This is a genomic window from Kluyvera intermedia (assembly GCF_034424175.1).
Taxonomy (GTDB): domain Bacteria; phylum Pseudomonadota; class Gammaproteobacteria; order Enterobacterales; family Enterobacteriaceae; genus Kluyvera; species Kluyvera intermedia.
Map to the genome: position 1 here is coordinate 1005828 of NZ_CP139986.1, position 13743 is coordinate 1019570.

The window sequence follows — 13743 nt, forward strand, 5'->3', positions numbered from 1 at the left end:
GTTACACTAAGTCCGTCATCAGCACCTTAGACCGGCGCTGATAGTTATAGAGAAGCTTCTTACTCTCCGGCAACAGCTCCACATCAACCGGTTTAAACCCACGCTCCTGAAACCAGTGAATACTGCGCGTGGTCAGCACAAACAGATGATTCAACCCCATCTGTTTCGCTTGCGTCGCAATACGCTCTAGCAAGACTTCCCCGCGCGATGAGCTCCGGTAATCCGGATGCACTGCCACGCAGGCCATCTCACCAATCTTCTCTTCCGGGAACGGATACAGCGCAGCGCAGGCGATGGTGGTGTTATCGCGCTGAATAATGGTGAACTTGTCGATCTCCATTTCCAGTTGTTCGCGAGAGCGGCGCACCAGAATCCCCTGTTGCTCCAGCGGCGCAATCAGATCCAGAATCCCGCCGATATCGTTAATGGTGGCGCGGCGAATTTGCTCGGCGCTCTCCATCACAATCTGCGTACCAATACCGTCGCGGGAGAACAGTTCTTGCAACAGCGCGCCGTCCTCCTGATAGCTAATCAAGTGGCTGCGGCGCACGCCGCTACGGCAGGCTTTCACCGCGCCGCGCAGGAACCGTGCGGTGCCGGAAAGATAATCCCCTTCCTGCTCCAGTTCTTCAATACGCGCCTGCGCTTCGTTCGGGAACAGCTCAGGGACAATGTCGCCCGCCTCGTTGTACACCCCTTGCGATGAACAAAAGCCGATCATCTTTTCAGCTTTGAGCTTAATCGCCAACTGGGTAGCGACTTCCTCGGAAGTCAGATTAAAGCTCTCACCGGTCACTGAAACGGCGACCGGCCCCATCAGCACAATCGCGTCGTTGTCGAGCTGACGATGAATCGCTTCTTCATCAATGCGGCGAATACGTCCGCTGTGGCAGTAGTCAATGCCGTCATCCACACCCAGCGGCTGGGCGATAATAAAGTTACCGCTCACCACGTTGATGTGCGCGCCCTGTAACGGGGTATTGTTGAGGCTCATCGACAGCCGCGCGGTAATATCCAGCTGCAACAGACCGGCGGCCTGTTTCACCAGTTCAAGCGTTTTGGAATCCGTTACGCGAATATGTTTATGGTAGGTTGGCTCATGGTTGTGCTCGGCCAGATTCGCGTCGATTTGCGGGCGCGCGCCATAGACCAGTACCAGGCGAATGCCTAGACTGTGGAGCAGGCCAATGTCGCTGACAATGCTGGAAAAGTTTTCATGCTCAATGGCTTCACCGCCGAGCATAATGACAAACGTCTTCCCCCGGTGGGCGTTAATATAGGGGACAGAATGACGAAACCCCTCTACCAGTTCGGTTCTACGTTCCTTCACCACGGCACAACCCTCAATGCATGATTATTCGTTATTAATGTATTTTTATTCTGTTTTGGGCGGAAACGCAAGCCAGAATTTGCCTAAATAACGTAATAGCCTGCTGCCAATTGTGTTGATACAACGAATGTTTACCCTTTTATAGATGACAGCTTATCCGCCATTGGTTACAGTTTTCGGTCAATCGTATTATGCGTAAATTCAAATTGTCTTTTTTTGCCTGGGATAGAGCATGTCGGGAAGTCAGTCGTTAAGTCGTCGTCGCCTGTTAAAAGGGGCGGGCGCTATGTGGTTGTTAAGCGTGAGTCAGGTCGGTTTCGCTGCCGTTAGTCAGGTGGTGGCCGTACGCATCTGGCCGGCGTCCAGCTACACGCGCGTCACGGTGGAGTCTAACCGTGTGATTAAGTACCGACAGTTTGCGCTGAGCAATCCTGACCGTATGGTGGTGGACCTCGAAGGGGTTAATCTGAACTCGGTGCTAAAAGGCATGGGGGCGCAGATCCGCGCCGACGATCCCTACATTAAATCGGCACGCGTAGGGCAGTTTGACCCGCAAACCGTGCGTATGGTGTTTGAGCTTAAACAAGACGTCAAACCGCAGCTTTTTGCGCTGGCACCGGTTGCCGGTTTCAAAGAGCGTCTGGTGATGGATCTCTACCCGGTCAACAGCAACGACGTGCAGGATCCGTTGCTGGCCTTGCTGGAAGAATACAATAAAGACGGCCTCGAAAAGCAGGTGCCGCCAGCCCAAAGTGGTCCGCAGCCGGGGAAAGCCGGGCGCGATCGGCCGATTGTCATCATGCTTGATCCCGGCCACGGCGGTGAAGACTCCGGCGCGGTAGGGCTGCATAAAACGCGGGAAAAAGATGTGGTGCTGCAAATTGCCCGTCGCCTGCGTGCGCTGATTGAAAAAGAAGGCAATATGAAAGCCTACATGACGCGCAACGAAGATATCTTTATTCCACTCAAAGTGCGGGTGGCGAAGGCGCAAAAGCAGCGCGCCGACCTGTTTGTCTCCATCCATGCGGATGCCTTCACCAGCCGCCAGCCGAGCGGTTCGTCGGTGTTTGCGCTGTCGACCAAAGGGGCCACCAGTACGGCGGCCAAATACCTCGCGCAGACCCAGAACGCCGCCGACTTAGTGGGTGGCGTGAGCAAAAGCGGCGACCGCTACGTTGACCACACCATGTTTGATATGGTGCAATCGCTGACCATCACCGACAGCCTGAAGTTCGGCAAGGCGGTACTGAAAAGGCTTGGCAAGGTCAACAATCTGCATAAAAACCAGGTTGAACAGGCAGGCTTTGCGGTGCTTAAAGCGCCAGATATTCCATCGATCCTCGTCGAAACGGCGTTTATCAGTAACGTTGAAGAGGAGCGTAAGCTGAAAACGGCGGCCTTCCAGCAGGAAGTTGCCGAGTCGATCCTGGCGGGTATCAAAGCCTACTTTGCCGATGGCGCGACGCTGGCAAGGCGCGGGTAACCCGCTATGTCGCAGCTAAAAAGTGTCCACGGCGGCAATACCCGCGAAGCGGCCGCGCTGTTGGGCATTTCTCCCGATCAACTGCTGGATTTCAGCGCTAATATCAATCCGTTAGGCATGCCGGAGAGCATCAAGCAGGCCATTATCAGCCAGCTTTCCTGCGCCGAGCGTTATCCCGATGTCGACTACGCGCAGCTTCACGAGGCGCTGGCTGCGCACCACGAGGTTCCAGCTTCGTGGATTCTGGCAGGTAACGGCGAAACGGAATCTATTTTTACCTTCGCTCACGGTTTGAAGCCGCGTCGGGCAATGGTTATTGCACCGGGCTTTGCCGAGTATCGCCGGGCGCTGGACACCCTCGACTGCCAGGTGGAAACTTTCGTCCTGTGCGAAGAAGACGGCTGGCAACTGACCGACCGCATTCTGCGCGCACTGACCGCTGAACTCGACTGTCTGTTTCTCTGCACGCCAAATAACCCGACCGGGCTGCTGCCTGAGCGGGCGCTACTGGAGGCGATTGCCGACCGCTGCCGGACGCTGGATATTGCGCTTGTGTTAGATGAAGCCTTTATCGACTTTATTCCCGGCGAGCCAGGCTTTATCCCGTTACTCGCGCAAAACCCGCATATCTGGGTACTGCGCTCGCTCACGAAGTTCTACGCCATCCCTGGCCTGCGATTGGGCTATTTGCTCAACAGTAACGCGCAGGCGGTTGCGCGTTTACGCCAGCATCAGATGCCGTGGTCAATCAATGCTTTTGCCGCGCTGGCAGGCGAGATTGCGCTAAACGATGAGGCCTACCAACAGGCAACGAGGCGCTGGCTGGCGCAGGAAGGTCAGCGATTTTATCGTCTGCTTGGCGAAATCGACGGCTTAACCGTTTACCCGGGACAAGCCAACTATCTGTTTCTGCGCTGTGAGCGGCCGGAGATTGAATTGCAGGACGCGCTGCTGCAACAGCATATTCTGATCCGCAGCTGCGCCAACTACCCGGGGCTGGACGGGCGCTACTTCCGCGTGGCGATTCGCAGCAACGCCGAGAACGAACAGCTGCTGACGGCGCTCCGTCAAGTGCTGAGCTGAACCCCGCCCGGCACCGCGCTTAACAGGTGCTGCTTCGGCCAGTGGTCGGTGAGCTTTTTCTGTCCCAGTGCCCACTTCAGGTATTCCACATCGTGATGGCGACGGTCAAGCATCAGCCCGACCACGCTGCCGCTGTGCGCCACGTTTAGCCCGTATAGCCCGCAAGACTCAACTAGCGACAACAATGCAGCAAAACCCGGCTTGGGCAATAGCGCCTGGCTGGCGATGGCGCTAAGCGTTGCCGCCTCTCCCAATAAGCTTGCGCTATTGCTGGCGCAGGCGGTCTGTACCTTTTCCCACGCCCCTTGCAGGACATCAGCATTGGCGTGTAATGCCGCCTCACGTGGGAGCCGATGATAATCAGCGGTGCGCAGAATAACCGGGCTTTCGAGCACCAGCAGGTCAAATTCAGGCGAGGGGCCACAGGCAATTTGGGTACGAGCATGATGGTGGTCAAACAGGGTGAGTTGACGGAACAGGGTGCTGTCCGTCGGTTCCAGCGACACACACAGCGTAGCGAGAATTGATTCATCCAATGAATGGCCAAGGTGATGCGCTGTGGCAATGGCGGTGGCGGCAATATCGGCGGTGCTGCTGGCCATTCCTTTGGCAACCGGAATCGTCGAATGTACCTCAACGCGCAGCGCCTGGCTTCGTGATAGCGCATAGCCAAAGTGCGCCAGTAGCGCGTTGACCGTCGCGCGGGTGAGCGGCCGCTCATCAGGCAGCGGCGTTCCGTCGCACACTTCAACCGTGCTGTACCAGTCTATCGGGCAAGAGATGAGCTTTTCACTGCCCAGAATCCAGCCCTGAATAATTTCCCCGCAGGAGCCGGGACAGCGCGCCACGCTCATGATATTCCTTGCTTAACCCATCCAAATATAACTACCGTAAATATACCGGTATTGTCATAGCGCAACGAAATCCTTTATTCAGCACGCTAGAGTAACCTGCTTTTATTTTATGCGGGCGCTGTGCCGGCATAAATCTGCAACCAACAGGTTCGGCACATTATGTGCCAGGGAAGGGGGTGAATACACGCGTGTATAAATCCCCCGCAGCCCCCGCTGCTGTGATGCTGACGACCCCGTAAACACCACTGATCGCAAGATCGGGAAGGACGGGCGAGGATGACGCTAAGCCAGAAGACCTGCCTGTTGGCCATTAACAACAACTTCGGTGGGAAGTGGGTTGCTTTGCGTTGCACGGTCGGCAGACCGGGCAAGCGCACGGCTATACTCGCCCCCCGGCAACAGGGGCAGGGTATGGCAGCCAGACAGCACGCATTTGTTCTTGCAGGTACCGGCAGCGGCTGTGGTAAAACCACGGTGACGCTGGGCTTGCTTAAACTGTTCCAGCAGCGCGGGCTGCGGGTTCAGCCGTACAAGGTTGGCCCTGACTATCTCGACACCGGCTGGCACACTGCGCTGTGCGGCGTCCCTTCGCGCAATCTCGACAGCTTTATGCTGCCCACCCCTATTCTCAACGCGCTATTTTGTGACCATTTGCAGCAGGCTGATATCGCCGTCATTGAAGGTGTGATGGGCCTGTACGACGGTTACGGCACTGACCCGAATTATTGCAGCAGCGCCGCGATGGCCAAACAGCTGGGTTGCCCGGTGATTTTGCTGGTCGACGGCAAAGCGGTATCGACATCAATTGCGGCAACGGTGATGGGCTTTCAGCACTTCGACCCCAGCCTTAATATTGCCGGGGTGATTGTTAATCGCGTCAACAGCGACAGTCACTTCCAGTTGCTGAAAAGCGCCATCGAGCGTTACTGCACCATTCCGGTACTGGGTTATGTCCCGCGCGTTGAGGGCGTAGCGCTGCCAGAGCGCCATCTTGGGCTGGTTACTGCCCGCGAATCAACGGTTAACGCCCAACCGTGGCAGGATTTTGCCACCACGCTTGAGCGCACGCTGGATATTGATGCGCTGCTTTCACTGAGTGAATTGAGTGCGTTACCAGCGGGCGAATGGCCGACGACTCCGCTTGCCGGTGAAGGCTTAACGCTGGCGCTCGCCGATGATGAAGCCTTCAACTTCTACTACCCGGACAACCTGGCGCTGCTGGAACGCGCGGGAGTGAAGATTGTGCGCTTTAGCCCGCTGCATGACCGTGAGCTTCCGACGTGCCAGATGATCTGGCTGGGCGGTGGCTACCCGGAATTACATGCCCGGGCGTTGGCTGCCAACACCTCCATGCTGACGCAACTGCGTGCAGCGCACCGGCGCGGCGTGGCGATCTACGCGGAATGCGGCGGCCTGATGTATCTCGGCAGCACGCTGGAAGATGCGCAAGGCGAAATCCATGCGATGGTCAATGTCCTTCCTGGCGACAGTAAAATGGGTAAACGGCTGACCCGCTTTGGCTACTGCGAAGCCGAGGCCCAACAGCAAACGTTGCTTGCCGCCCCCGGCGAGGTGCTGCGCGGACATGAATTTCACTACTCCGATTTTACCCCTCGGCTTCCGGCGGTGATGGCCTGTCGCAAAACTCGTGATGGTGCAACGCTCCAGCAGTGGAGCGGCGGCTGGCAGTGTGGCAACACCTTTGCCAGCTACCTGCACGTCCACTTCGCGCAACGTCCCGCGATGCTCAACCACTGGTTTACCGCGGCGAGGCGTGCCCAATGACGCTGCTTGCCTGGTGTCTGGCGTGGGTGCTCGATTTTGTTATCGGTGACCCGCAAAACTGGCCGCATCCGGTGCGCTGGATAGGCAACCTGATAAGCATCGTACAGCGCTGGGTGCGACGCATTTGCCGCAGCGATCGTGCGCTACGTATTGGCGGTGGAGTGATGTGGCTGGTGGTCGTTGGGCTGACCTATGGCGTCACGTGGGGCGTGTTGACGCTGGCCACAAAAATTCATCCGTGGCTGGGCTGGGGCGTAGAGGTGTGGATGATTTTCACCGTCCTTGCCGGGCGCTGTCTGGCGCGATCCGCACAGGATGTTGAGCGACCGCTGCGTGACGGCAACCTCGCTGAAAGCCGCCTCAAGCTGTCGTGGATTGTCGGTCGCGACACTTCCGAGCTTCAGCCAGAGCAGATTAACCGCGCGGTGGTAGAAACCGTGGCGGAAAACACCGTCGACGGCATTATCGCGCCGCTGTTCTTCCTGCTACTCGGCGGCGCGCCGCTGGCGATGGCTTACAAAGCGGTCAACACCCTCGATTCCATGGTCGGCTATAAGCACGAAAAATACCGCGCCATTGGCATGGTCAGCGCCAGATTGGACGATGTCGCCAACTTTATTCCCGCCCGCCTGAGCTGGCTACTTATCAGCGCCGCCGCCTTTCTCTGTCGCTTTGATGCGGTACGCGCGCTACGCATTGGCTGGCGCGATCGCCGCAACCACAGCAGCCCAAACTGCGCGTGGTCGGAAGCCGCGGTCGCCGGGGCGCTGGGCATTCGTCTGGGCGGCCCGAACGCCTATTTTGGCGAGCGCGTGGAAAAACCGTGGATCGGTGACGACCACCGCGCCATCGCCATTGATGATATTTCCCGAACGATTCGACTGATGTGGGTGTCGTCCACGCTGGCTCTGCTGCTGTTTATGGCAGTGAGAGTCTGGCTGATGGGCGTCGCCTGAGGAGCAGTGCATGAACTATATCCAGCAACCACAGGCTATCGAGCGTAAAAGCTTTGAGATCATTAGCGACATTATTGCCGAAACCCGCCCGGAATATCGCTTCGACAGCCCGCTGCACGAGGCCATTATCAAACGGGTTATCCATACCACCGCCGATTTTGAATGGCTGGATATTTTGTGGTTCGCGCCGGATGCATTGGCCCGTCTGACCGAGGCGCTAAGCCGCCCGTGTACGCTTTACACCGACACCACCATGGCGCTGTCCGGCATCAATAAAAATCTGCTGGCGACCTTCGGCGGCGAGTGTCGTTGCTACATCAGCGACCCGCGCGTGGTGCGCGAAGCCAAAGCGCAGGGTATGACCCGCTCGATGGCGGCGGTAGATATTGCAGTGCAAGAAGCTGGAGATAAGGTCTTTGTTTTCGGCAATGCGCCGACCGCACTGTTCCGTCTGCTGGAGCATAAAGGGGTGGAAGTGGGCGGTGTGGTTGGCGTTCCGGTCGGTTTTGTCGGCGCGGCGGAATCGAAAGACGCCCTGAGCAAAAGCGGTCTGCCGGGCATTGCGGCGCTCGGGCGTAAGGGCGGCAGCAACGTGGCCGCCGCCATCGTCAACGCCATTCTCTACCATTTGCAGGCCGCACAATGAATGAGCCCGCCTTTGATGCCCCGGTGTGGCATAACGGCAAAGCGCTGCGCAAAGGCTACACCACCGGTTCCTGCGCTACGGCGGCGGCCAAAGTTGCCGCGCTGATGGTGATGCGCCAGCACCTGATTCATCAGGTGTCGATTGTCACCCCTTCCGGCGTGACGCTGAATTTGAACGTTGAATCGCCACACGTCGAAGGCCAGCAGGGAATTGCCGCCATTCGCAAAGACGGCGGCGACGATATCGACGCCACTCATGGGATGCTGATTTTCGCCCGCGTCACGCTGAACGACAGCGGTGATATTACCCTGCGCGGCGGCGAGGGCGTTGGCACTGTGACCCGCAAAGGCATCGGGTTGCCGATCGGCAGTTCGGCGATAAACCGCACCCCGCGTCACACCATCGAAACCGCCGTGCGTGAAGCGATTGGCCCTGCGCGCGGCGCGGAGGTCGAAATCTTCGCCCCGGAAGGCGAGGAGCGGGCGCAAAAGACCTATAACTCGCGGCTGGGCATTCTGGGCGGTATCTCGATTATCGGCACCACCGGCATCGTCACCCCCATGTCGGAAGAGAGCTGGAAACGCTCGCTGGCGCTGGAGCTTGAGATGAAGCATGCGGCGGGGCTGGAGCGGGTGGTGCTGGTGCCGGGTAACCATGGCGAACGTTTCGTACGTGAGCAGATGGGGATCGATTCACAGGTGGTGGTCACCATGAGCAACTTCGTCGGCTACATGATTGAAGAGGCCGTGCGCCTGGGCTTTCGCCAGATAGTGCTGATAGGCCATCCCGGTAAGCTGATTAAAATCGCCGCCGGCATTTTCCATACCCACAGCCATATTGCCGACGCGCGGATGGAAACGCTGGTCGCCCATCTGGCGCTGCTCGGCGCGCCGCTGGAGCTCCTGACGCTGGTTAGCGATTGCGATACCACCGAAGCGGCGATGGAACATATTGATGCGTTCGGTTTTCAGCGTATCTACAACCATCTTGCCGAACGAATCTGCCAGCGCGTCATGCAGCGCCTGCGCTTTACCAAAATGCCGCCAGAATGCGACGCCATCATGTTCTCGTTTGATAACCAGATCCTCGGCAGCAATCGTCCGGTGAGCGAGATTATCGAGGCGATGAAATGCTGACGGTGGTGGGTATGGGCCCCGCAGGTGTGCAACTGATGACGCCGCAGGCCACACAGGCCGTGCTAAGTGCCGATGTGCTGGTCGGCGCGGTGCGGCATCTGGCGCAGTTCGCGGATTTTTGCGGTGAATGCTGCCCGCTGGGGGCCAATATTGACCAGATTTTGCAATGGATTACTGAACGCTCGGCACAAAACGTGGTGGTGCTGGCTTCCGGCGACCCGCTGTTTTACGGCATTGGCACACGGCTGATTGCCCATTTTGGCCGCGATAACGTGCAGGTGATCCCCGGTGTCAGCGCCGTGCAGTATCTGTGCGCGCGGGCGGGTATCGATATGAATGAGATGTGGCTCACCAGCAGCCACGGGCGCGAGGTGAATTTTGATGCGCTCGCCAGCCATTTGAAAGTAGCGATGGTCACCGATAAACGCTGCGGCCCAAAACAGATTGCTGCCGAGCTGGTGGCGCGTGGCAAAGGATATCGCTGGATGGTGATTGGCGAAAATCTGGCGCAGGACAATGAACGGATCCACTGGCTACCGGTTAGCGCGGTGGCTAACGACTATGAGATGAACACGGTGGTGATCCTCGATGAAAGATGAGCTGTTTTTGCGCGGCGAAAAAGTGCCGATGACCAAAGAAGCAGTGCGGGCGTTGGCGCTGTCAAAGCTGGAATTGCATTGGGCCAGCCACCTGATTGATATCGGTGCGGGAACCGGCAGTGTGTCGATTGAAGCGGCATTGCAAAACCCCACGCTTGCAGTGACGGCGATTGAACGCAACCCGGCGGCGCTGCGCTTGCTGGAAGAGAATTGTCAGCGGTTTGCCTGCGGCAATATTTCGGTGATGGCCGGTGAAGCGCCTGATGTGAGGGTAGAGCAGGCTGATGCCATCTTTATCGGCGGCAGCGGTGGTCACCTTTGCGCGTTGATTGACTGGTCGTTACAGCATCTGCGCCCCGGTGGGCGGCTGGTGATGACTTTTATCCTGCAGGAAAATTTGCACGCGGCGCTCGACCATCTACGTCACTCAGGCGTCACGGCGCTGGACTGCCAGCAGCTGAATATCGCGGCGCTCACCCCGCTTGGCAGTGGGCACTATTTCAAACCGCATAACCCCGTTTTTGTGATTGCCTGTCAGAAGGAAGACGCCCATGTCCACACTCTTTGATCCCCGCTGTGTCTGGTTCGTTGGCGCAGGCCCCGGAGACCGGGAGCTGATCACCCTGAAAGGCTACCGCCTGTTGCAACAAGCCCAGGTGGTTATCTACGCCGGATCGCTTATCAACACCGAACTGCTGGACTACTGCCCGTCAGACGCCGAATGCCATGACAGCGCCGAGCTGCATCTGGAACAAATTCTCGAGTTAATGGAAGCGGGCGTGAAAGCCGGGAAAACGGTGGTACGCCTGCAAACCGGCGACGTGTCGCTGTACGGCTCGGTGCGTGAGCAGGGCGAAGAGTTGACGCGGCGCGGTATCGCCTGGCAGGTGGTACCGGGCGTCAGCGCGTTTCTTGGTGCGGCGGCGGAACTGGGCGTTGAGTACACCGTCCCGGAAGTGTCGCAGAGCCTGATTATCACCCGTCTGGAAGGGCGCACCCCGGTGCCCGAGCGCGAGCAACTGGAATCGTTTGCCCAGCATCAAACCTCAATGGCGATTTACCTCTCGGTGCAGCGGATTCACAAGGTGGCCGAACGGTTGATTGACGGCGGCTACCCGACGAGTACGCCGGTGGCGGTGGTCTACAAAGCCACCTGGCCGGAGAGCCAGACCGTACGCGGCACGCTGGCAGATATTGGCGACAAAGTGCGTGACGCGGGGATTCGCAAAACGGCGTTGATCCTGGTCGGCAATTTCCTTGGCGATGAATATCACTACTCGCGTCTGTACGCGGCGGATTTTAGTCATGAATACCGTAAAGCCTGACGGCATTGCGCTGTTCTGCCTGACGCCCGGCGGTGTGGCGTTAGCGAAACGGTTAAGTGCAGCGCAGCCAATGACCTGTCTAACCCGCGAGGCCCTGGTTGAAGAGGGATTTTCCGCGTTCGATGTCAGCTTTGCGCACAGCGTCCAGCAGGCGTTTAGCCGCTATTCGTCGCTGATTTTTATCGGGGCGACCGGCATTGCCGTGCGCGTGCTCGCGCCGTTGCTGGTCGACAAATTTCACGACCCGGCGGTGGTGGTCATTGATGAACGCGGTCAGCACGTGATCAGCCTGCTCTCCGGGCATATCGGTGGCGCGAATGCGCTGGCGTGCCATCTAGCGGGCATTCTCGGCGTTGACCCGGTGATCACCACCGCCACCGACGTAAACGAAGTGGCGGCGCTGGATACGCTGGCCTGCCAGCTGAATGCACGGATGCGCGGCTTTCGTGCGGCGGTCAAAACCGTCAACCAGATGCTGGTCAGCCAGCAGCGAGTGGGGCTGTGGTGGGATGACTCGCTGACCGCCGAGGTGAGCCGCTGCGACCGGCGCGGTTTTATCACCGTCACCAGTCTCAATCATCTGCCTGAGCTGGACGCGCTGGTGTGCATCACCTTGCGTGACATCCTGCCGGAACTGCCGTTGCCGCACTGGAAACTGGTGCCGCGACGCATTGTGGCAGGCATTGGCTGTCGTCGCAGCACGCCGTGCGCATTGATTGCTGAGCTGTTGCTGCGCCAGTTGGCGACTCAGAAGCTAGACCCGCTGGCGCTGAAGGCCATCGGCAGCATCGTCGTCAAAAAAGACGAACTGGGGCTTATTCAGTTAGCGAGCGATGCCGATGTGCCGTTTGAAATTTTTAGCGTAGCCGCCCTGTGCGAGCACGAACACCGCTTTCCCTCCTCGCTGTTTGTGAAACAAACGGTGGGCGTTGGCAGCGTTTCCGGCCCGGCGGCCTGGCTTATGAGCGACGGGAATCTTATTGGCGAGACCCTGCGAGAACAGGGCGTCACTATTACTTTGGGAGTTACACACTGATGTTAAGCGTAATTGGAATCGGCCCTGGCTCGCAGGCCATGATGACCATGGAAGCCGTGGAAGCCTTGCAGGCGGCGGAAATTGTCGTCGGCTACAAAACCTATACGCATCTGGTGAAGGCATTTACCGCCGACAAGCAGGTGATCAAAACCGGAATGTGCAAAGAGATTGAACGCTGTCAGGCGGCAATTGAGCTGGCGCAGGCCGGACACAACGTGGCGCTGATCAGCAGCGGAGATGCCGGTATTTATGGCATGGCCGGACTGGTACTGGAACTGGTGAGCAAGCAGAAGCTGGACGTGGAAGTTCGCCTGATCCCCGGCATGACCGCGAGTATTGCCGCCGCCGCGTTGCTGGGTGCACCGCTGATGCACGACTTCTGCCATATCAGCTTAAGCGATCTGCTCACCCCGTGGCCGGTGATTGAAAAACGCATCATCGCCGCCGGAGAAGCCGACTTTGTTATCTGTTTCTACAACCCGCGCAGCCGTGGCCGTGAAGGTCATCTGGCGCGCGCATTTGAACTGTTGGCGGCCAGCAAAAACGCTAATACGCCGGTGGGCGTGGTGAAATCAGCCGGGCGTAAAAAAGAAGAGAAATGGCTGACCACGTTGGGCGAGATGGACTTTGCGCCGGTCGACATGACCAGTCTGGTGATCGTCGGCAATAAAACCACCTACGTGCAGGACGGCCTGATGATTACGCCAAGAGGCTATGTGCTGTGAGTTACGGCGACGTGCTGGTGATGGGCGGAACCAGCGATGCGCGGGCGATTTGCCAGCAACTGGACGCTGCCCATGTACGCTACACCGTGTCGGTGGCGACACCAACGGGCGAGGCGCTGGCGGGCGATATTCAGGGCAAAGTGCGCTGCGGACGGCTGGATCTGGCGCAGATGATTGCCTGGCTGCGTGAGCATAAAACCCGCTGGGTGATTGATGCCTCGCACCCGTATGCCGAAGTGGTCAGCCGTAATGCGCTCGCCGCTTGCGAACAGACCGGCGTGCTGTTAAGCCGCTACGAGCGCCCGGAACAGCTGAGTTCATTGACGCACCCGCAGCTTTACTACGTCACCAGTATTGCTGAGGCCTGTGCGCTTTTAAAAAACATGGGCGAGCGGGTGCTATTGACCACCGGCAGTAAAGACCTGGCGCTGTGGCGCGAAGCGTTGCCGGAGAAAACCCTGCTTGCCCGTGTGTTACCGGTGCCGGAGGTGGTGCAGCAGTGCGCCGATTTAGGTTTTGGCGTGGGTGAAATCTTTGCCATTTGCGCGCCGTTTAGCGCCGAGTTTAACGCGGCTTTCTACCGCCACTGCCGCGCCGATGTGATGGTCACCAAAGCCTCTGGCGCGGAAGGTGGCTATCAGGAAAAGGTTCAGCCCTGCCTGGATGCGGGAATTCCCTGCATCGTGATTACCCGCCCGGCACCACTGGTGACCGGCGATGAACGACTGGAAAGTCAGGCCGTCTTTGCCGAGCGTTTAGCGCGCTGGCAGGCTACGGCCTAAGGA

At 58.3% G+C, this 13743-nt stretch carries 14 protein-coding genes and 1 riboswitch; of the genes, 12 read left to right on the top strand and 2 right to left on the bottom strand.

All coding sequences use genetic code 11. From position 1 onward, the window contains the following. Position 1: 1 nt before the first annotated feature. Positions 2-1333, bottom strand: coding sequence for an amino-acid N-acetyltransferase (gene argA, locus U0026_RS04810; protein ID WP_062773310.1), 1332 nt, complete (start codon positions 1331-1333; stop codon positions 2-4). 229 nt (positions 1334-1562) lie between these two features. On the opposite strand from argA, the gene amiC reads away from it, so the two are divergent. Both amiC and cobD read left to right on the top strand, forming a co-directional pair. Further along, positions 1563-2813 (top strand): N-acetylmuramoyl-L-alanine amidase AmiC, encoded by a 1251-nt coding sequence (amiC, locus tag U0026_RS04815; protein ID WP_062773313.1) that lies wholly within the window; start codon positions 1563-1565, stop codon positions 2811-2813. 6 nt (positions 2814-2819) lie between these two features. After that, on the top strand, positions 2820-3896 hold the full coding sequence (gene cobD / locus U0026_RS04820; RefSeq protein ID WP_062773316.1) for a threonine-phosphate decarboxylase CobD: 1077 nt from the start codon (positions 2820-2822) through the stop codon (positions 3894-3896). Here cobD and U0026_RS04825 read toward each other — a convergent pair. Further along, complete coding sequence (locus tag U0026_RS04825) at positions 3881-4750, bottom strand: GHMP family kinase ATP-binding protein (RefSeq protein ID WP_062773319.1); 870 nt, start codon at positions 4748-4750, stop codon at positions 3881-3883. The two genes, cobD and U0026_RS04825, sit on opposite strands and share 16 nt — an antisense overlap. A gap of 128 nt (positions 4751-4878) precedes the next feature. Next, a riboswitch (cobalamin riboswitch) is annotated at positions 4879-5068 on the top strand. A gap of 93 nt (positions 5069-5161) precedes the next feature. On the opposite strand from U0026_RS04825, the gene U0026_RS04830 reads away from it, so the two are divergent. Genes U0026_RS04830 through U0026_RS04875 form a run of 10 tightly spaced genes read left to right on the top strand, consistent with a single transcriptional unit; the run spans position 5162 to position 13740 of the window. Beyond that, entirely contained in the window at positions 5162-6535 is a 1374-nt protein-coding gene (locus U0026_RS04830) for a cobyrinate a,c-diamide synthase (protein WP_062773322.1), read from the top strand. Next, on the top strand, positions 6532-7491 hold the full coding sequence (gene cbiB, locus U0026_RS04835; protein WP_062773325.1) for an adenosylcobinamide-phosphate synthase CbiB: 960 nt from the start codon (positions 6532-6534) through the stop codon (positions 7489-7491). Before U0026_RS04830 ends, cbiB begins: the two co-directional genes overlap by 4 nt. Positions 7492-7501: 10 nt before the next feature. Further along, positions 7502-8137, top strand: coding sequence for a cobalt-precorrin-8 methylmutase (locus U0026_RS04840; RefSeq protein ID WP_062773328.1), 636 nt, complete (start codon positions 7502-7504; stop codon positions 8135-8137). Continuing rightward, complete coding sequence (cbiD, locus tag U0026_RS04845) at positions 8134-9273, top strand: cobalt-precorrin-5B (C(1))-methyltransferase CbiD (RefSeq protein ID WP_062773331.1); 1140 nt, start codon at positions 8134-8136, stop codon at positions 9271-9273. The genes U0026_RS04840 and cbiD overlap by 4 nt, the downstream gene beginning before the upstream one ends. Further along, positions 9267-9872, top strand: a complete 606-nt coding sequence (locus tag U0026_RS04850; protein ID WP_062773333.1) for a cobalt-precorrin-7 (C(5))-methyltransferase — start codon at positions 9267-9269, stop codon at positions 9870-9872. The genes cbiD and U0026_RS04850 overlap by 7 nt, the downstream gene beginning before the upstream one ends. Further along, positions 9862-10440, top strand: coding sequence for a decarboxylating cobalt-precorrin-6B (C(15))-methyltransferase (locus U0026_RS04855; RefSeq protein ID WP_062773336.1), 579 nt, complete (start codon positions 9862-9864; stop codon positions 10438-10440). The genes U0026_RS04850 and U0026_RS04855 overlap by 11 nt, the downstream gene beginning before the upstream one ends. Beyond that, on the top strand, positions 10424-11197 hold the full coding sequence (locus U0026_RS04860; RefSeq protein ID WP_062773339.1) for a cobalt-precorrin-4 methyltransferase: 774 nt from the start codon (positions 10424-10426) through the stop codon (positions 11195-11197). Before U0026_RS04855 ends, U0026_RS04860 begins: the two co-directional genes overlap by 17 nt. Beyond that, positions 11178-12233 (top strand): cobalt-precorrin 5A hydrolase, encoded by a 1056-nt coding sequence (gene cbiG / locus U0026_RS04865; RefSeq protein WP_062773342.1) that lies wholly within the window; start codon positions 11178-11180, stop codon positions 12231-12233. The genes U0026_RS04860 and cbiG overlap by 20 nt, the downstream gene beginning before the upstream one ends. Further along, on the top strand, positions 12233-12958 hold the full coding sequence (locus U0026_RS04870; protein WP_062773345.1) for a precorrin-3B C(17)-methyltransferase: 726 nt from the start codon (positions 12233-12235) through the stop codon (positions 12956-12958). The genes cbiG and U0026_RS04870 overlap by 1 nt, the downstream gene beginning before the upstream one ends. Beyond that, positions 12955-13740 carry a cobalt-precorrin-6A reductase gene (locus U0026_RS04875; protein WP_062773349.1) on the top strand — a complete coding sequence of 262 codons (786 nt, stop codon included), beginning with the start codon at positions 12955-12957 and terminating at the stop codon, positions 13738-13740. Before U0026_RS04870 ends, U0026_RS04875 begins: the two co-directional genes overlap by 4 nt. Positions 13741-13743: the final 3 nt, after the last annotated feature.